Annotated in this window: 20 protein-coding genes; 8 read left to right on the plus strand and 12 right to left on the minus strand. The window is 64.7% G+C overall.

Annotation, left to right across the window (positions count from 1 at the left end):
* The first annotated feature begins 35 nt into the window (after window positions 1-35).
* Entirely contained in the window at window positions 36-1097 is a 1062-nt protein-coding gene (locus ABQF30_RS10620; RefSeq protein WP_448463045.1) for a M42 family metallopeptidase, read from the plus strand.
* Between the two features lie 6 nt (window positions 1098-1103).
* On the opposite strand, the gene ABQF30_RS10625 is transcribed toward ABQF30_RS10620, so the two are convergent.
* Window positions 1104-1571, minus strand: coding sequence for a GtrA family protein (locus ABQF30_RS10625; protein WP_448463046.1), 468 nt, complete (start codon window positions 1569-1571; stop codon window positions 1104-1106).
* A 185-nt stretch (window positions 1572-1756) separates the two neighbouring features.
* Between ABQF30_RS10625 and ABQF30_RS10630 the strand changes: the two genes are divergently transcribed.
* On the plus strand, window positions 1757-2590 hold the full coding sequence (locus tag ABQF30_RS10630; RefSeq protein ID WP_448463616.1) for an EamA family transporter: 834 nt from the start codon (window positions 1757-1759) through the stop codon (window positions 2588-2590).
* 103 nt (window positions 2591-2693) lie between these two features.
* Window positions 2694-3047, plus strand: a complete 354-nt coding sequence (locus tag ABQF30_RS10635; RefSeq protein ID WP_448463048.1) for a hypothetical protein — start codon at window positions 2694-2696, stop codon at window positions 3045-3047.
* A 28-nt stretch (window positions 3048-3075) separates the two neighbouring features.
* Here ABQF30_RS10635 and ABQF30_RS10640 read toward each other — a convergent pair whose 3' ends face one another.
* The gene (locus tag ABQF30_RS10640) at window positions 3076-3654 is read right to left on the minus strand and encodes a TetR/AcrR family transcriptional regulator (RefSeq protein ID WP_448463050.1); all 579 of its coding nucleotides are present in this window, start codon (window positions 3652-3654) and stop codon (window positions 3076-3078) included.
* 43 nt (window positions 3655-3697) lie between these two features.
* Between ABQF30_RS10640 and ABQF30_RS10645 the strand changes: the two genes are divergently transcribed.
* Window positions 3698-4168: an SRPBCC family protein gene (locus ABQF30_RS10645; RefSeq protein ID WP_448463052.1), complete on the plus strand. Its 471-nt coding sequence runs from the start codon at window positions 3698-3700 to the stop codon at window positions 4166-4168.
* A complete protein-coding gene (locus ABQF30_RS10650; RefSeq protein ID WP_448463054.1) occupies window positions 4158-4646 on the plus strand; it encodes a PPOX class F420-dependent oxidoreductase in 489 nt (162 codons plus the stop codon). The genes ABQF30_RS10645 and ABQF30_RS10650 overlap by 11 nt, the downstream gene beginning before the upstream one ends.
* A gap of 31 nt (window positions 4647-4677) precedes the next feature.
* Here the strand turns inward: ABQF30_RS10650 and ABQF30_RS10655 are convergent, their stop codons facing one another.
* From ABQF30_RS10655 to ABQF30_RS10675, 5 genes are all read right to left on the minus strand, one after another.
* On the minus strand, window positions 4678-5523 hold the full coding sequence (locus ABQF30_RS10655; protein ID WP_448463056.1) for an ABC transporter permease: 846 nt from the start codon (window positions 5521-5523) through the stop codon (window positions 4678-4680).
* Window positions 5520-6395 carry an ABC transporter permease gene (locus ABQF30_RS10660; RefSeq protein ID WP_448463058.1) on the minus strand — a complete coding sequence of 292 codons (876 nt, stop codon included), beginning with the start codon at window positions 6393-6395 and terminating at the stop codon, window positions 5520-5522. Before ABQF30_RS10660 ends, ABQF30_RS10655 begins: the two co-directional genes overlap by 4 nt.
* 4 nt (window positions 6396-6399) lie before the next feature.
* Complete coding sequence (locus ABQF30_RS10665) at window positions 6400-7593, minus strand: polyamine ABC transporter substrate-binding protein (protein ID WP_448463060.1); 1194 nt, start codon at window positions 7591-7593, stop codon at window positions 6400-6402.
* A gap of 53 nt (window positions 7594-7646) precedes the next feature.
* Window positions 7647-8783, minus strand: a complete 1137-nt coding sequence (locus tag ABQF30_RS10670; RefSeq protein WP_448463618.1) for an ABC transporter ATP-binding protein — start codon at window positions 8781-8783, stop codon at window positions 7647-7649.
* Window positions 8784-9066: 283 nt separating this feature from the next.
* On the minus strand, window positions 9067-10545 hold the full coding sequence (locus ABQF30_RS10675; RefSeq protein ID WP_448463062.1) for an MFS transporter: 1479 nt from the start codon (window positions 10543-10545) through the stop codon (window positions 9067-9069).
* A 27-nt stretch (window positions 10546-10572) separates the two neighbouring features.
* Here ABQF30_RS10675 and ABQF30_RS10680 point away from each other — a divergent pair, with 27 nt between their 5' ends.
* The gene (locus ABQF30_RS10680) at window positions 10573-11007 is read left to right on the plus strand and encodes a hypothetical protein (RefSeq protein WP_448463064.1); all 435 of its coding nucleotides are present in this window, start codon (window positions 10573-10575) and stop codon (window positions 11005-11007) included.
* Here the strand turns inward: ABQF30_RS10680 and ABQF30_RS10685 are convergent.
* Entirely contained in the window at window positions 10988-11209 is a 222-nt protein-coding gene (locus tag ABQF30_RS10685; protein WP_448463066.1) for a winged helix DNA-binding protein, read from the minus strand. The genes ABQF30_RS10680 and ABQF30_RS10685 overlap by 20 nt on opposite strands.
* A 53-nt stretch (window positions 11210-11262) precedes the next feature.
* Here ABQF30_RS10685 and ABQF30_RS10690 point away from each other — a divergent pair, with 53 nt between their 5' ends.
* Complete coding sequence (locus tag ABQF30_RS10690; RefSeq protein WP_448463068.1) at window positions 11263-12468, plus strand: multidrug effflux MFS transporter; 1206 nt, start codon at window positions 11263-11265, stop codon at window positions 12466-12468.
* Here the strand turns inward: ABQF30_RS10690 and ABQF30_RS10695 are convergent.
* Entirely contained in the window at window positions 12409-13122 is a 714-nt protein-coding gene (locus ABQF30_RS10695) for a class I SAM-dependent methyltransferase (RefSeq protein ID WP_448463070.1), read from the minus strand. The genes ABQF30_RS10690 and ABQF30_RS10695 overlap by 60 nt on opposite strands.
* A gap of 16 nt (window positions 13123-13138) precedes the next feature.
* On the minus strand, window positions 13139-13996 hold the full coding sequence (locus tag ABQF30_RS10700; RefSeq protein WP_448463072.1) for an alpha/beta fold hydrolase: 858 nt from the start codon (window positions 13994-13996) through the stop codon (window positions 13139-13141).
* A gap of 162 nt (window positions 13997-14158) precedes the next feature.
* Here ABQF30_RS10700 and ABQF30_RS10705 point away from each other — a divergent pair, with 162 nt between their 5' ends.
* Window positions 14159-14728, plus strand: a complete 570-nt coding sequence (locus tag ABQF30_RS10705; RefSeq protein ID WP_448463074.1) for an FHA domain-containing protein — start codon at window positions 14159-14161, stop codon at window positions 14726-14728.
* Here the strand turns inward: ABQF30_RS10705 and ABQF30_RS10710 are convergent.
* Both ABQF30_RS10710 and ABQF30_RS10715 read right to left on the minus strand, forming a co-directional pair.
* Complete coding sequence (locus ABQF30_RS10710) at window positions 14706-15764, minus strand: tartrate dehydrogenase (protein ID WP_448463076.1); 1059 nt, start codon at window positions 15762-15764, stop codon at window positions 14706-14708. The two genes, ABQF30_RS10705 and ABQF30_RS10710, sit on opposite strands and share 23 nt — an antisense overlap.
* Entirely contained in the window at window positions 15764-17368 is a 1605-nt protein-coding gene (locus tag ABQF30_RS10715) for an SLC13 family permease (RefSeq protein ID WP_448463078.1), read from the minus strand. Before ABQF30_RS10715 ends, ABQF30_RS10710 begins: the two co-directional genes overlap by 1 nt.
* Between the last annotated feature and the right edge of the window lie 72 nt (window positions 17369-17440).

Below are 17440 nucleotides of genomic sequence, written 5' to 3' on the forward strand. Positions count from 1 at the left end.
GTTTTCGCGGCGATGGTTCTGGCTATCCACGCTGCGTGGTTGACGGAGAGCCGGATTGGCGCGGGCTGTTACAAGAACTGTTGACGGCCTATGGGCCGTGCGGCCAGGAGGACGCCGTCCGCGACGTCTGCCGTCGTGAACTGGAGCCGTTCGCCGACGAACTATGGGTCGACGCGGCCGGAAATCTGATCGGATTGATCAGCGGCGAGAAGCAGGACGCCCCGGTCACCCGGGTCATCGCCCACATGGACGAGCTCTCCATGCTCGTCAAGCGGGTCGAACCGGACGGCACGTTGCGGCTGACCCCATTGGGGACGATGTATCCGGCCAACTTCGGGCTCGGCCCGGTCGCGGTGCTCGGTGACCACGAGACGTTGTGTTGCATCTTGGCGCTCGGTTCGGAGCACACCACGCAGGAAAGCCAACGGATTTGGGCGACAAAGCCGGACCAGGGGGACAAGGCGCTGGACTGGCCCGACGTGTACGTCTTCACCGGCCGCACCCCCGACCAGTTGACCGGAGCGGGCATCGGTCCGGGTACTCGGGTCTGCATCGATCGAAGCAAGCGCACGCTGATGGACGTCGCCGACTATCTCGGCTGTTACTTCATGGATGACCGTGCCGCAGTCACGGTTCTGTTGCAGGTCGCACGGCGGTTGAAGATGGATGGGAAGCGTCCGGGGGGCGACGTCTATCTGGTATTCAGCACCAGCGAGGAAATCGGCGGTGTTGGGGCGTCCTACGCATGCCGGACGCTGCCTGGCGAACTCACGCTCGCGCTCGAGGTCGGGCCGACCGAAGCCGAGTACGGGACCACCGTCGGAGGTGGCCCGATCATCGCCTACAGCGACGCGCAATGCGTGTACGACAAGCACGCCGCGGATCGGCTGATGGAGATCGCGACGAAGCTCGACCTGACGCCGCAGGCGGCAGTGCTCGGGGCGTTCGAGTCGGACGCCTCGCACGCAAAGGCAAACGGCCTTTCCGCTCAAGCCGGATTGTTGTGCCTACCCACACTGAGTACCCATGGCTACGAGGTGATCTCGCGCACGGCCGTACCCGCTGCGGTCGATGTGCTTGCCGAGTTTCTCGGCTAGACGCGATCAGCGTCGGAACACGACCCACCGCATGGCGCTGTACATGTACACCGCCTCGCAGCCGCCCGCCACGATGCGGGCGAGCCGATACTCCACGCCCAGGGCTGCCAGCACGTTGGAGACCCCGAGGATGAACGCGAGGTAGTTCACCACGACCACCACGACGTACACCGTCATCTGCGGACCCACCGCGGCATGGGATCGAAAGTTGAAGATGCGGTTGAGGAAGTACGCCAAGCCGAACGCGCAGGCGTAGCCCACGGTCACGGCGACCGGCAGTGGCACCCGGAAACCGCCGTGCAGCACTGTCAGAATCACCAGGTCGACGCCGAAGGTGAAGCTGTTGATCAGCACGAAGCCCAGGAATGTCGGTGCGACAACAGTTCTCAGTCCGAACGGCAGGCGATCGACCACCTGGACACAGAATCGGTGAAACCGCTCGACCGGCGGTACCCGACTCGGCTCGACCCGCACATGGCCACCGTGGCATGCCGAGGTGTCGAATTCGTGATCACGACGCGAACTTCGTGAGGGTTCCCGGTAACCCATATTGTTCGCAATTCATGAACGGTATATCCGCATAAATCACGTGGACGTGAACGGTCGCGGTACCGTTCAATGCACAGGTGACCCCGAACCCGGCCCGCAGCGGCGCACTCATGGCCATGGCCTCCATGGCGTGCGTCCAGGTCGGGCTGGCCGTGGCGGTCTCGTTGATCGACGACATCGGCGCCGAGGGAGCAGCCTGGTTGCGGCTGGCCTGGGCCGGACTCCTGATGCTGGCGATTGTGCGGCCGCGCCCGTCGGCGTTCACCCGCTCGGCGTTCGGCGCCTGCGTGGTGCTGGGCCTCGTCACCGCCGGCGTCACGATGCTGTTCATGGCAGCGCTGTCTCGGATTCCGCTCGGCACCGCCGCAGCACTGGAGTTTCTCGGTCCGCTCGGCGTCGCGGTCGCGCACGGTAAAGGACGCGGTCGGGTGCTCTGGCCGGGCCTCGCGGCTGTAGGCGTGGTCCTGTTGACCGAACCGTGGGCCGGCACCGTCGATCCGATCGGCGTCCTTTACGCATTGGGGGCAGCAGTCTGTTGGGCCTGCTACATCCTGCTCACGCAACGGGTGGGCGACGCGGTGGCCGGCATCAACGGACTGGCGGTGTCCATGCCCGTCGCGGGTCTGGTCGCCACCGTCGTGGTCGGGCCGTCGGTGTTCGGCCAGATGACCCCCGAAACACTTCTCATCGGTGTCGGATTGGCGATCCTGCTACCCGTTGTGCCGTTTGCGCTGGAGATGCTGGCGCTGCGGCGGTTGACCACTGCGGCGTTCGGCACATTGATGAGCTTGGAACCTGGGTTCGCCATGATCGTCGGTCTGGTGATGCTGCATCAGGTTCCCGGGGCGACCGGGGTGATCGGCATCTGCTTCGTCGTGGCCGCGGGCATCGGCGCGGCCCGTACCGGCGCGCGACGAGTCCCGGTGCCGGCTGAGGTCGGTTGATCGGATTCCCGCCGAGATCGACGTGAGGGTCGTGAATCGGCGGAGTTAGCAGCCCTGGCGTCGATTTCGGGGACTGCCAGGCAGCTTCGCTACGCTGGCGCACATGGCACGTGGAGGAATCTTCAATTCGCCCGCCGTCCGCTGGTTCAACGCCGCCGCCGTCGGCCTCACCCGCGTCCCGGTCTTAGGCCGCTGGGTGGGTGACGGCGTGGTGGTCATCCGCTACACCGGGCGCCGCTCGGGGCAGACGTTCGAGACTCCGGTTTCGCTGAAGCGCAACGGCAATCAGGCCACCATCCACGTGATGACGCCCGACAACAAGAACTGGTGGCGCAACTTTCTGGGCGAGGGCGGGCCCATCACCTTGGTCAACCTCGACGGCAAGGATCGCACCGGCCACGCCGTCGCCAACCGTAACGAACAAGGCCGGGTGACGGTCGCCGTAGCGCTGGACTAGGAAGCGATTAGGCGCTGCGCGGCACGCTTTAGATGCCCAGGCTCGCGGCGGCATGCTCGACCCACGTGTCGAGATAGCGGTCGCGGGCGATGCCGCCCGGCGCGCGTCCGATCAGCGAATCGAGTATTTGGTAGTACGTAAGAGACGCGAGCAGCACCGATACTGTTGCCGCCGGATCATCGACATGGACTCGGCCGCTGTTGCGTTCACGCTCGACCCAGTCGGTGAGGCCCCGATAGAGGTTATCCAGCACGCCATCCCAGATCTCGCCCAGCAGATCCGGGAAGGCGTCGAGGTCGCGAAAGATGATTCGGATCAGGTTGCGATCACGTTCGATCGACCGCAGAACCGCCTCTCCAACTATGCGCAGAAACTCACGCGGGTCTTGCGGGGAATCGCCGGCGACGTGGCTCGCACCGTGGGTCAACGTATCCAGATGCTGACGAACCACGGCATCGAGTAGCGCCCGCTTCGACGAAAAGTGTTTGTAGAGCGCACCTGATCCGCCCGTGAGGCCACAGGCGATCTGAATGTCGGCAACCGAGGTTGCCGCGTAGCCACGCTCGGCGAACAGACGTGTCGCCTCCTGTACGAATCGCTGCCGCATCGAGACGTTGGACCGAACCATGGTGAGAGAGTACTCTCTCACCATGGTCCGTGCGCAAGCGACGACAAGCATTCAGTGCAAGCCCGACGAGTTGCTTGAGCTGGTTATGGATATCGAGCGCTATGCCGAGGTAGATGACAAGATCCGACCTGTCTACTGGTCTCGGCGAAGTGGCAACGTCGTCGAGTTCCGGTTCCGGCCGAAGTTCCCGGGCCTTCCATTACGGGCTCCGAAGCTCGCCCAGCGCGTGGAGTTGACTCCCGGTAGACGAATCGACATCACCAACGCTGCCTTGCCGCACAACAAGATCGGGAATCGCATGTCGGACTTTGTCGCGAGCTTTGTGTGCGAGCCGATCGACGACGCGACAGTTGTCACCCGAACGGTCGAGATCACTTTTCGGGCACCGTTGCGCTGGCTGATGGACCTGTTCCTGAGGCGTCGGCTGCAAGCCTCGGTCGACGATGAACTGGCCCGGGCCAAGGACTTGTTGGAGAGCGCAGATGCTCGATAGCGCCGCGGAAAACGTGAGCAAGTCATTCTTTCGGGCGATGGACAAGATGCGCCATCGTGACGCCTCCCAGGTCATCGGAATGGTTCCCACCGGTCAGGACTTCACCGGGTTCGACAAGACGCGCCAGATCCTGCTTGTGACATTCAAGCGCCCGGGGGAGGCGATGCCCAGCCCGATTTATCACGGCGTCGCCGAGGGAAAGCTCTACGTGCGCACCGACGCCCGCACCGGAAAAATCAAGCGGCTGCGCAACAATCCGCATGTCGTGGTCGCGCCGTGCAGTTTGCGCGGAAAGCCGAACGGTCACACCGTTGCGGGCTTGGCGCGGATCCTGCCCGAGACGGACCATGCACACGCCGACGAGGCGATCGCCGCGAACTGGACCTGGCCCATGAAGGCGTTCGAGCGCAGTCTCTACAAGGGGAGCCACGCGATCGGCATACAGGCCGTCTACGTCGAGATCACACCCGCACCCTGATGCCGAGCAGAGCGTGAGAAAGCGTGGGTCCTCAGACCTCGATTCGTTTGCGACGGTAGAGCGTTCCCGCCGCGAGCAGCACCAGACTGACCACCAGGATTGCGGTGGCGAGCACATTGATCTGCGGTGGCACCGCGGCCTTGACCGCCGCATTCACGTACAGCGGGTAGGTGACCGTGGACCCGCTCACGAAATACGTGATGATGAAGTCGTCGAGGGACAGCGCGAACGACAGCATGGCCGCCGCCACGATGCCCGGAACGATCAGCGGCAGCGTCACTTTGAAGAAGGTGCGGGTGGGATTGGCGCCGAGGTCCATCGACGCGTCCTCCAACGTCCAGTCGAAGCCGCGCACCCGGGCCCGCACGGTGTAGGCGATGAAACTGATCTGGAACGCCACGTGCGCGATCACGATGGTGGTGAAGCCTGCCGCCCAACTGAGGTCGAGGAACAACGTCAGCAGCGCGGCGCCCATCACCACTTCGGGCGCCGTCAACGGCAGCACCAGAAACGTGTCGATGGCCTTCTGGCCGCGGAACCGTTGACGCACCAGGGCGATCGCCACCAAGGTGCCCAACACCAGCGCGATGGCGGTGGATAGGGCGGCAACCTCCAGGCTCAGTTTGAGCGCATTGGTCAGCGCCGGGTACTTGAACGGGTCCGCCCAATTCTCCAGGGTGAAGCCCTGCCAGGTGTAGTTGAACTTGCCCGCCGGCTTGTTGAACGAGAACAGGATGATCACGAAGATCGGGATGAACAGGTACAGCAGCACAAGTCCGGCCACGACCCGCAATATCAGATCCCCCCAGCGGGGAAAACCTTTGACCGACTTGGGTTTCGTCGGTTCGAGTGGCTCCGTCATCGCCTGGGTGGTCATACGAGATCCTCCGTGCCAAGGGCCCGGGTGTAGAGCAGCACACCGACCAGGATGATGCCCATCAGGACCATGCTGAGGGCCGCGGCCGCCGGGTAGTCCTTGACCACCAGGAATTGCTTTTGAATGACGTTGCCGATCATGGTGGTCTGCGTACTGCCCAGATAGTCGGCGTTGATGAAGTCGCCGGCGGCCGGAATGAACACCAGCATGCTGCCCGCCAGCACGCCCGGCATCGACAGCGGCAGAATCACTTTGGTGAAGCTGCGGGTGTTCGACGAGTAGAGGTCCTTGGACGCTTCGATCAGCCGCGGGTCGATCTTCTCCAGGCTGACGTACAGCGGCAGGATCATGAAGATGATCCAGTTGTAGGTCAACCCGCCGATCACGGCCCAGCTGGTCGAGAGGAGTCTGCCCTCGTCGGGCAGAAGACCGACGGTGCCCAACGCACTGACCACCCAGCCGTCGTCGGCCAGGATGGTCTTCCAGGCGATGGTGCGGATCAGGAACGTCACGAAGAACGGCAGGATCACCAAGCCGAGGATCAGGTTCTTGAAACGTCCTGCCTTGAACGCGATGACGTAGGCCAACGGGAACGCGAGTATCACGCACAGCACCGTCGCGGCCAGGGCGTAGCCGAACGTCCGCAGAATCTGGTCCTGGTACTCGGTGAACGCGTGCAGGTAGTTGCCGACGTTCCAATCGAACGTCAACGTCGGCAGATACACCGAACCACCTGACGAGGACAACGAGGTCCGCGCCAGCGTGAAGAACGGCACCACGAAGAAGATCCCGAGGTACACCAACGCCGGCAGGATCATCAGGTACGGAGCGATCTTGCTCCGCTGCCGACTACTGGTGGCTACGCCCGCCACCGTGTCAGCCTCCGGTCACTGCGGCGTAGAGGTTGTTGAACTCCTGGGTCTGCTCGTCGCTCAGCGCCGCCCACGACTGCAGGTTGTTCGACATCTCGGCGGGCGGGTTGATCAGCGGGTTCTGGGCGATCGCGGGATCGATCTTCGACAGCTCGTCGGTCATCTCCGACAGCACCGGCACGAACTGCGTGAATGCGATGAGCTTCGCGTAATTGGCACGGTCGTAGATGTAGTCGATCCACGCTTCGGCCGCTTTCTGGTTCTGCGTGGTGTACGGAATCACCATCGTGTCGATGAACCAGTCGCCGCCGGACTCGGGCACGACGAACTGCAGGTCGGGATTGTCGGCCTGCAACTGCACGACGTCACCCGAATATGCCTGGGCCACAGCGATATTGCCGGCAGCGAGATCGTCGGCGTAGTCATTGCCGGTGAACCTGCGGATCTGGCCCTTGTCCTTCTGCTCGCGGACGAAGTCGACGGCCTTGGTCACGGTCTCCGACGTCGGGTCCTCCACGGAGTTGCCCTGCCACTGCATGATCATGCCGAGCCCGTCCTGGACATCGGAGAACAGGCTGACCCGGCCCTTGAACGCGGGATCCCACAGATCGTCGATCTTGGTGATGTCGCGTCCGGTCGCGGCCCGGTTGTAGGCGAGGCCGACCATGCCGGTCATGTACGGCGCGGTCACCTTGCGGCCCGGGTCGACCTTCGAGTTGAGTAGGTCCTCGCGCAGATTCTTCTTGTTGGGGACGCGGGATTCACTGATCTCGTTGAGCCACTTGAGACCGTTGAGCCGGGCCGCCATGAACTCGGTGGGCACGACGAGGTCGGCACCGATGTCCTGCTTGCGGGCCAACGGCTCCTTGACCTTGGCGAACCACTGCTCGTTGTCGTTGAAATCCTCTTTGTAGTCCACCGTCAGGCCGGATGCGGTCTGGAACGCCGCGACGAATCCTTCCGCCATGTACAGCGGCCAGTTCGAGACGCGCAGCGTGCCGCTGGCCGGCGAGCCATCATCCGGAGCGGCGGACGTTGTCGCGGAGGTCTCGTCCCCGCCGGAGCCACACGCGGCGAGCACCGCCGGGCCCAGCGCCAGCGCTGCTGCAGCCGCCGCACCGCCACCCAGGAATCGGCGCCGCGACGTGCGGTTGGTGGCAAATCGTGCGAGCAGTCGGGGATCAGTGTTGTTCGGCATGGGGGGAGAGTGCCTTTCGTCGAGAGGGGAGTGGGGACGGCGACTGGCACTCGTTACGAGTCGTCCAGCATCTCTTCGAGATCTTCTGTGGTGGGGATATCGGCAGCCGGGAGCACCCGGGAGGCGTCAGGCGCCCAGCTGACATGCACCTGGTCACCAGGTCGCAGGAGGGGAAGATCCTGCTCCGCCCCGACGTGGGCAACGATTGGCGAATCATCAGGAGCGGCAAGCGATAGCCGCACCACCGCCCCCTGGAAGGTCAGGTCGGTGACAGTCGCGGAGACAGTGGCGACCTCGCCGATGGGCGCATCCATGGAAACCCGGACCCGCTCCGGACGGATCATCAGCGTGGCTTGGCCACCGGGCTCGATCGTGGTGTCACCGGGCTTGGCCTTCAACGTGGTTCCGAGAACGTCTACTTCGACGTAATCGCGGTTGGCCCGGCCCGTCTGCCGCCCGGGCCACAGGTTGGCCTGGCCGATGAAGCTGGCGACGAAGACCGTCGACGGACGATCGTAGATCTCGGTCGGGCTGCCGATCTGCTCGACATTGCCCGCGTTCATCACCGCGATCCGGTCGCTCATCGTGAGCGCCTCTTCCTGGTCGTGGGTGACGTAGACGAACGTGATCCCGACCTCACGCTGAATCCGCTTGAGCTCGAACTGCATTGCGTGGCGCAGCTTGAGGTCAAGTGCGCCCAGTGGCTCGTCGAGCAGCAGGGCGCTCGGGTAGTTGACCAGAGCCCGGGCCAGTGCGACCCGCTGCTGCTGTCCACCGGACAACTGCCCGGGTTTGCGTTTGGCGAAGTCCGTCAGCCGAACGATCTCCAGCAGTTCGTCGACACTGCGTTTGATCTCTGCCTTTTCTTTTTTCGCGCTGCGCGGGCCGTAGGCGACGTTGTCCCACACGGTCATGTGCGGGAACAGCGCATAGTGCTGGAAGACGGTGTTGACGTTGCGCTTGTGCGGAGGAACGCGGGAGACGTCCACACCCTCGAGCCGAATTGCACCCTCGGTCGGGCTCTCGAAGCCGGCGATCATGCGCAGCGTGGTGGTCTTCCCGCAGCCAGACGGCCCGAGCATCGAGAAGAACTCGCCCGAGGCTATCGAGAAGTCGGCGTCGGCGACAGCGACGTAATCGGCGAACCGTTTCGTGACGTTGTCGATCTCGATGACAGGTTTGCCACTGATGCGTCGCGCGTCGTCTTGTCCCGCCGGGTGGTCGACGGCGGTGGTGTCTGGGCCGGTCAGCGTGGTCCTCCTTGAGAGCAGCCGTGGTGGCTGTGCGTAAACAATCGCGGATTCAGCCGACCTTCGCAAGCGATTCCGCAACGATTTAACATTTTTACAATGGAATCCTTCGTTGAGCAGCGCTTCGGGCGCGTGATTCCACACTGAGGGACGCCACGTCCGCACCTGTTGGGCTCAGTCTCGCAGTCCGCAGGCCGGGCATGGGCGGGAAATCGCGAGTAGGTCAGCCCCACTCGTGGTTCATGGCGCGGGACTCCGACAGATTCCGCAGCGACTCCCGGTGCCGGTCAGGCGCCCGTGACACCGCGATCAGCGCCATCGCCAACCCGGCCGTGACGGCGCCGGCGACAAAGATCATCACGAAACTTGCCTCCGCAGGTACCACGCTGTGGCCGAGCAGGACAGCGACGAGCGCGGCCGCCGTCGAGCTGCCGATCGTCCTGGCGATGGCGTTCATGCTGGTGGCGACGCCGGTCTGGTCGGCGTCCACTTCGCTGACGACCAGTGCGGGCAGGGCGCCGTATCCCAGGCTGATGTAGGCGTTGGCCAACACCCCAGCCACGATCACCTGCCACGCGCGGTCATGCGCAACGGCCAGCATGACGAATCCGGCGATGCCGGCCAGCGCGGCCACCACCAACACCCGTCGCGCGCCGAATCGGTCGATGAACCGGCCGCTGATCAATGCCACGACGAATCCGGCAAGCGCACCTGGCAGCAGGAAGTACACGCTGGCCTGCAGCACGGTGGCGCCGAATCCGTACCCGCCGGCTTCCCGCGGCATCTGCACGAACTGGGTGAGCCCGAGGAACGCGAAGTACAGCCCCATCCCGACGAATATCGTGGCGAGGTTGGTCAGCAGTATCGGTCGTCGGGCCAGCATCCCGGTGGACACCAGCGGATGTGCGATCCGACGCTCCCAGAACCACCAGCCCACGAGCACCGCCACGCCACCGCCCAAAACCCCGAGCGTCGCGGGCGCCGTCCAGCCCCACGAATTGCCCTGGGTGATCGCCAGGAGCACCGCGGACAACCCACCGGCGAGACCCAACGCGCCGAGCCAGTCGATGTCGCCACGGGCGGTCGGCGTGCGCGCCGGTACAACCAGAGCGGTCACCACGATCACCACTGCCGTGAAGGCAGTGGTGAGCCAGAAGACCCGGTGATAGCCGGCGTCGCCGGACATCAACAGGCCGGTCACGACAAGGCCGGTTCCGCCGCCGAAGCCCAGCGTCCCGGACAGCACCGACATCGCGCTCACCAGGCGGTCCTCGGCGAGTTCCTCCCGCAGGATCGAAATGCTGATCGGGTAGAGGGCGTAGGACGCACCTTGCAGGATTCGGCCCACGATCAGCAGCGGCACCGACGCCGTGGCGGCCGCGAGCACTGAACCGGCCAGCACCACCGTCAACACCACAAGGAGCACCCGCTTCTTGCTGTACAGGTCGGCGAGGCGCCCGATCAATGGTGTCGCGGCGGCCGCCGCGAGCAGGTTCGCGGTGACCGCCCAACTGACCGCGACGGAAGAGGTGTGCAACTGCGTGGCGATGATGCCAAGGACCGGCACCACCGCGGTCTGCAGCACTGCGACGGTGAGGACGACCAGGCTGAGCCCCGCGATCAGCAGGGCAGGGCGGCGATGTGCGTCATCTTGGCGGCGAGCGGACCGATCGGTGTCGGTCTCACTGCCGGCCCCAGCCACATCCGCTCCGATCGTTAGCTCATCTTCGTGTTTGTCGATTATGAACCGCCGCCGCACGGCGGGGCCAATCAGCAGCGCAGGGCCGTGATCGAATGGGCGCATGCCTTCCGGACTCAGATCGCGTGGGACGCGCTGGTCGGTGTCGCCGTTCTTGTCGCGCTGGGGATTCGAGGCGTGGTCGGATTCTTCGGCTACAAGTTGATCCACCGCCTGCATGCGGGGCCGCGCGAGCATCGACCCGGGGATCGAACCACCTACAGGCGCGACGCGGTTGCCGCGCTGATCGCCTTCGTGCTGGCCTACCTGATCGCGATGCCGTTCATGAACACCACGCTCATCCAAGGTCCCGTGGCGGTCGCTTGGCATGGCGCCGACATCGCGTATTTCGTCAATTTCCTTGCGACGCTGGCATTCTACGGCGGTTACCGGATGCTGTCGCGGTCTAAGGTTCCTCGGCCATAGCTGTCAATCGCCGGAGCAGCGGCGCTGCCTCGACCAATACCGCCACCTCATGGTCGGTCATGGCATCCAGCTGACGTTGCAGCGCCGTGGTCCAGGCGTCGTTGATCATCCGCGAGTGGTCTTTGGCGGTCGCGCTCAGATGCAGTCGCGCCGACCGCCGATCCCGCGGGTCGACCTCACGGACCAACAGTCTGCGAGCCATCAACCGAAGTTGTCCGCTCAACTCCACCGGCCCCGGCCCAGATGGCGCCACCGGTGATCGCGGTCCTGGCACTGCTCACCGCTGTTGCACCACTCGCGACGGACATGTACCTGCCGGCCTTCCCGGCGATGGCCGCCGAACTAGGGGTGAGCGCTTCGGCGATCCAGCTGACCCTGACGGCATTCATGGTCGGATTGGCGATCGGCCAGTTGGTGATCGGGCCCTTGTCGGACCAGTTCGGTCGCAGGCCGTTGTTGATCGGCGGGACAGCGCTGTGTGTGGTGGCAAGTGCGGCATGCGCCTTGGCGCCCTCGATCGCACTGCTCGGTGCCGCTCGCTTCCTGCAAGGACTCACCGGCGCTGCGGGACTCGTGCTCGGCCGGGCGATCATCTCCGACCGGGCGAAGGGCGCCGCAGCGGCCAAGATGTTCAGCCTGATGATGGTGATCACCGGTGTCGCACCGGTGGCGGCTCCGCTGGTAGGCGGTGCGCTGATCGCGCACATCGGTTGGCGCGGGGTGTTCTGGGTTCTCACCGGTGTTGCGGTCGTCATGATGGTCGGTGTCCTAGTGTGGATCGCCGAGACACATCCGCAGGACCAGCGGATGCGTGGTGGACTACCCGCGTTACTCCAGAACGCCAAGGGACTGCTCATCAACCGCGGATTCGTCTGCTACACGATTGCTTTCGGATTCAGCTTCGCCGTGTTGTTTGCGTACATCGCGGCCTCGCCTTTCGTACTGCAGGAGATGCTCGGGCTGTCGCAGACCTGGTTCTCGGTTGCCTTCGCCGGCAACGCAGTCGGATTGATCGCCATGAGCACGATCAACGCGCGGTTGGTCGATCGCGTCAGTCCTGTGACGCTGTTGCGGATCGGTGTGACCGGACTGTTGGTCTTCTCGTCGGCTCTGCTCGTCGACGGGCTGATCGGCCCGCAGCGTTGGCTCACTCTGCTGTTGTTGTTCAGCACGGTCGCGTGCCTGGGTTTGGTGATGGCAAATGCGACCGCGCTGGCGATTGGCGGGGCGACCGGCGCGGCCGGCACAGCCTCGGCCATCCTCGGCGCCCTGCAGGCGGGGCTGGCGGCCCTGGTGTCGCCGTTGGTCGGTCTCGGCGGTACCGCAACCATGGTGCCAATGGCTGTGGTGATGGTGACCAGTGCCGTGATCGCCGTGGCCGCAACCGGTTTGGCGTCCAGGCTAACCGGCGCGGGGGTCGGGAACCGCTCGGATGGCGAGGAACCCCGTCGGCTCGGATGAAAGTCGACGGTAGGTTTCGGGATCCAACTCGGCCGCCGGAGCCGTCGGTCTTGGTTCGCGCAACTGCTCGATGAGAAAGCCGGCATGGCGCAGTTCATCGCAGGTCTGCTCCAGCGGCGCCAGCCAATACCGGACCCGCCAACCTTTGCTCCAGGTCTCCTCGATCACCCTGGCCTCGAAGTAGTTGCCGCCGTGGCGCAGCCAGTCACCGGTCGGATGCTGGCGGGACAACACGAGTGCACCGTCGGGCCGCAGGACCCTGTGAAACTCCCGCAGCGTCGCCGTGCGGTCGTCGACGTACTCCAACGCGAGGGCGAACAGCACCAGATCCACCGAATGGTCGGGCATCCAGTCGAGGGACTCGGCCAGATCATGCACCCGGAAGTCGCCGGCCGGAACTCGCTCGCGGGACAGCTCGACCATGCGCCGGCTCTGGTCGAGACCGATCACCCTGGCCCCGCGCCGCACGAGTTCCTCCGCGTACAGGCCCGGGCCACACGCTGCATCCAGCACGGTGCGGCCACCAACCTCACCGAGCAGGGCCAAACACGCCGGGCGATCGTAGTGGGCGTTGTAGAGGCCGTCGCGGGCATGGTCGAGGAATTCGTCAGCGAACACGTCGTACTGCGGTCGAGGTCCTACTGCGTCAGCCACCTGCCCAGTGTGCCGATCAGATCGGGTGCGCCGCGAACCACTCCAACAACAGATCCGCGACCGCATCCGGCTTCTCCTCCGGCAGCCAGTGCGATGCGCCATGCAGGGTTTCGAAGCGGTAGGGGCCGGCCACGTAGTTCGCGCTGTCATGGGCGGACTTGGCGGTGATCGCGATGTCGCCATCGCTCCAGACATACAGCGTCGGCACCGTGATCTTGCGCCCGGCAGCCCGTGAGCGGGACAGCGACATCGACAGGGGCATCGCCCGGTACCAGCTCATCGCGGCGGTGAGGACGCCCGGTTCAAGCATCGCCCGGGTGTCCCGTTCGGCGGCCTCGCGGGACAGCCCGCTGCGGAGTAGGGATTTGGTCATCAGCTTGCCGGTGCGGTCGCGTCCCAGCAGCAACCGCTCCGGAATGCGCGGTAGCTGAGTGACGTACATGTACCACGACGCCAAGCCCTGCCGGCTACTGCGGAGCGCGCGGAGGAAGGCGATCGGGTGGGGGACTGACAGCGCCGACACCGTCGCCAGTTGGGCCGGCGCCGCTGCCGCCACACTCCAGGCCACGCCCGCACCCCAGTCATGGCCGACAAGGTGGACACGCTCGGCACCGCTGGCCTCGATGAGGGCCACCGTGTCCCGGACAAGCTCCGACATCAGGTAGTCCCGCCGACGCGTCGGGCGCGCTCCAGGCGAATACCCGCGCTGGTTCGGCGCCAGACACCGGAAACCCTCCGCGGTGAGCCGGGCGATGACCGCCTCCCAACTGGTGTTCTGCTGGGGAAATCCGTGCAACAGCACGACCACCGGGCCATCCGCGGGACCTACGTCGATGACATCGAAAACCAGGTCACCGCGCCGGTATTGATCCATGCTGCACCTTCAATTTCATCGACGGTCAACCTCGCTCACTATGCCAGCCGGATGACGGTCCTCAACGCTGGTTACAGCGGAAGCCAGGTACGACCCTGGTCGAATTCACCAACGCGGTTCTGATCATCCGTAATACTTTCCTCAGGTGCGGAAGGAAGCCTGATGCCGACGTGTATTGACGGCCACAGTTCAGCGGCCGAAGACTACTGCGACGTGTGCGGCGCGCCGATGGCTTCTTCTGCCGCACAAACTGATTCGTCAAGCGTCGAACTGACCGAACCGGGCACACCGGTCAGGGCCGCGGCGCCGGACACACCTTCGCCCGCCTCGGCCGGCGGGTGGGCGGCTGTGGTGGCCGCCGACCGGGAGTTCTATGAGCGGGTTTTGGCCCGGGAAGGCCCCGACACTGTCGAGTTCCCCGCGTTCTTTCCCGAGCGCCGGATTGCGCTACAACGCAGTACCACGCTGATCGGTCGGCGGAAACAGGACCAGGCCGTCGAACCCGATATCGACCTCAGCATCCAGCCCGCCGATCGCGGTGTGTCCAGTCAACACGCGGTGCTGCGTCTCCGTGAGTCTGGGCTGACGGTGACCGACCTGGGTTCGACCAATGGCACGAGCCTCAACGGAAGTGACGAGCGGTTGAAGGAGGGTGTGGAAACGCCACTGACCGACGGCGATCGGATTCACGTCGGGGCGTGGACCACGATCACGATCGAGCAAGTGCGGTAACCAGAGCTTCGGTGACTTCGGTTGTCGAGGCGTGGCCGCCGAGGTCAGGCGTTCGGGTGTCGGGGTTGGCCAAGGTGGCCTCCATCGCCTTGACGACGTCCGCGGCGGCCGTGGTATGGCCCAGATGGTCGAGCATCATCGCCGCCGACCAGACGGCACCGACCGGGTTGGCGATGCCTTGGCCCGCGATATCGGGGGCCGACCCGTGGACCGGCTCGAACATCGACGGGTATTGCTTGGTGGGGTCGAGGTTGGCCGACGGAGCAATGCCGATCGAGCCGGCTACCGCTGCAGCGAGGTCGGAAAGGATGTCGCCGAACAGATTTGAGCCGACCACCACATCGAATCGTTCCGGTTGCAGGACGAACTTGGCGGCCAGGGCGTCGATGTGCTCGCTGTCGACGGTCACGTCGGGGTGCAACGCCGCCCGCTCGGCGACAACTTCGTCCCAGAACGGCAGGGTGTGGACGATGCCGTTCGATTTGGTGGCCGAGGTGACATAGCTACGCCGCGTCTCGGCGAGTTCGAGCGCGAAGTCGGCGATCCGGCTCACCCCGACACGGGTGAACACCGACTCCTGAACGGCCATCTCGTCGGGAAAGCCTCGGTTGAGGCGGCCGCCGATTTCGCTGTATTCGCCTTCGACGTTTTCGCGCACCACGACGAAGTCGACGTCCACGGCGTTGCGGAGCGGACTGGAAACTCCTTGGAACACCCGGATGGGCCGCAGGTTGACGTACTGGCGGAAGGCGCGGCGGATCGGGATCAGCAGCCCCCACAGCGATACGTGGTCGGGCACCCCGGGCCAGCCCACCGCCCCGAGAAAAATCGCGTCGAACTCGCCCAGCGTGTCGATCGCGTCGGCGGGCATCATCGCCCCGGTCTGCGTATAGCGCTGGCACGACCAGTCGAATTCGGTGTAGCCGAGGTCGATTGCGTGCCGGGCGCACACCGCGTCGAGAACGGCGCGGGCGGATGCGATGACTTCTCCGCCGATCCCGTCGCCTGGGATGACCGCGATCCGCTGTCCGGCCATCAGCTACCCAGACCGATCAGCGCAATCATCAAGGGCAGGAACACGATGATCAGAATAGCCCCGGCGATGTCGAAGGTGACTCCGGAGCGGATCATCGTCGTGATCGGTACCGCCCCTGAGCCGTAGGCGATGGCGTTCTGCGGGGTCGACACCGGCAGCATGAAGCCGAACGATGCGGCGAACGTGGCGGCGAGTGCGGGCACAAACGGGTTGATGCCCGCCGCGACCGCGATCGGAATGACGATCGGCACAACGACGGCAGCGGAGGCGGTGTTGCTCGTCGTCTCGGAGACCACGATCGCGAGCAGCACTGCGAAGATGGTGATGGGAACGACACTGGACAGCCCCAGGGCAGAGGCGACCGAGGTTCCGATCGTCTCGGCGAGCCCGGTCTCGGCGAGCAGTGAACCGAAGATGATGCCCGTTCCGAACAAAACGATTGTGCCCCAGTCGATAGCGGCTGCGTCCCGCCAGCGCAGCGTGAACTCCCGGTTCTTCCATTCAGTGGGAAGCAGAAAGAGCAACGCGGCACCGAACACTGCGACGGTGCCCTCGTCGAGACGCTCGCTGACGGTGCCGTAGATGTCGGAATCGTTGCCGAAGATCAGCGCGATCACGCCAGGAAAGATCCACAGCGACACCGTGACACCGAACGCGATCAGCGTGTTCTTCTCGGCCCGGGACAGCGGGCCCATCTCCGCGCGTTCTTTTGCGACGTAGTCGCTGACCCCTTCGATGTTCTTGATCTCGGGCTTGTTGAGCTTGACGAGTACGAATGCGAGCACGAGGAACATGAGCAGGCAGATCGGCGCGGCATGCACCATCCACTGACCGAAGCTGATCCGTTCCCCGGTGGCCTCTTCGATCAGACCGCGGCCGATCAGGTTCGGCGGACTACCCACGGGAGTCAGCAGACCGCCGACGCTGGCGGCATAGGCGAGCATCAGCATGATCGCTGCGCCCACCTTCAGGCGCAGCGGATCGAAGTCGGGTGCGACCTTGCCTTGCTTCTGCAAGAGTTTCGCAATCACGCCGATGATGCCGAGCGCGGTGGGCAGCAGCATGGCGACGGTGGCGGTATTGGAGACGAATGCAGAGAGCAGGCTGGTGATCGCGCCGAACGCGATGATGAGCCCCGTGGTGGAGCTGCCAGCGCGGGGAAGGGCGAGAATCCGGAATGCGAACCGTCGGGCGAGGCCGTGTTTCAGCATTGCCTGGGCGAGGATGAAGGCCCCGATGAACGTGAAGATCGTCGATGATCCGAACGGCGCCAGCACATCGTCGACCGGAGCTACGCCGAGGAAGACCACGACGGCAACGCCGAGCAATCCACCGATGGGAATCGGTACCGCCTCACTGACCCACAGCACGATCACGCCGAGCAGGACCGCGGCGAGGGTCTGCTGCTGAGGCGGAATGTCCAGGGGGAGCAGCAGGAACACGATCGTGACGGCCGGCGCGAGGAACAGACCGATCGTGCGGCGAGCCTTCTCGAATCTCTCTTCGGCCGGCGTCAGCCTCTGCTCGCCGAGGCTGCGATACGTGGCACTACCGAGCAGCGCCTTGTCGACGTCGGTCTTTGCGACCGGCTCTTGAGTGGTCATGATGATGTCCCCTGTCGACAGGTCAACACGCACGATATGGCCCAGATCACTAACCTGGATTCCCGATGCAGC

Source organism: Mycolicibacterium sp. XJ870 (genome assembly GCF_053483975.1).

Bases quoted from the DNA above. Each gene is read 5' to 3' on its own strand.
- ABQF30_RS10715 (WP_448463078.1), bottom strand. From the start codon at position 17,368: ATGACCACTCAAGAGCCGGTCGCAAAGACCGACGTCGACAAGGCGCTG.
- ABQF30_RS10635 (WP_448463048.1), top strand. From the start codon at position 2,694: ATGGCACGTGGAGGAATCTTCAATTCGCCCGCCGTCCGCTGGTTCAAC.
- ABQF30_RS10700 (WP_448463072.1), bottom strand. From the start codon at position 13,996: ATGGATCAATACCGGCGCGGTGACCTGGTTTTCGATGTCATCGACGTA.
- ABQF30_RS10630 (WP_448463616.1), top strand. From the start codon at position 1,757: ATGGCCATGGCCTCCATGGCGTGCGTCCAGGTCGGGCTGGCCGTGGCG.
- ABQF30_RS10705 (WP_448463074.1), top strand. From the start codon at position 14,159: ATGCCGACGTGTATTGACGGCCACAGTTCAGCGGCCGAAGACTACTGC.
- ABQF30_RS10655 (WP_448463056.1), bottom strand. From the start codon at position 5,523: ATGACCACCCAGGCGATGACGGAGCCACTCGAACCGACGAAACCCAAG.
- ABQF30_RS10685 (WP_448463066.1), bottom strand. From the start codon at position 11,209: ATGGCTCGCAGACTGTTGGTCCGTGAGGTCGACCCGCGGGATCGGCGG.
- ABQF30_RS10650 (WP_448463054.1), top strand. From the start codon at position 4,158: ATGCTCGATAGCGCCGCGGAAAACGTGAGCAAGTCATTCTTTCGGGCG.
- ABQF30_RS10665 (WP_448463060.1), bottom strand. From the start codon at position 7,593: ATGCCGAACAACACTGATCCCCGACTGCTCGCACGATTTGCCACCAAC.
- ABQF30_RS10710 (WP_448463076.1), bottom strand. From the start codon at position 15,764: ATGGCCGGACAGCGGATCGCGGTCATCCCAGGCGACGGGATCGGCGGA.
- ABQF30_RS10645 (WP_448463052.1), top strand. From the start codon at position 3,698: ATGGTCCGTGCGCAAGCGACGACAAGCATTCAGTGCAAGCCCGACGAG.
- ABQF30_RS10640 (WP_448463050.1), bottom strand. From the start codon at position 3,654: ATGCGGCAGCGATTCGTACAGGAGGCGACACGTCTGTTCGCCGAGCGT.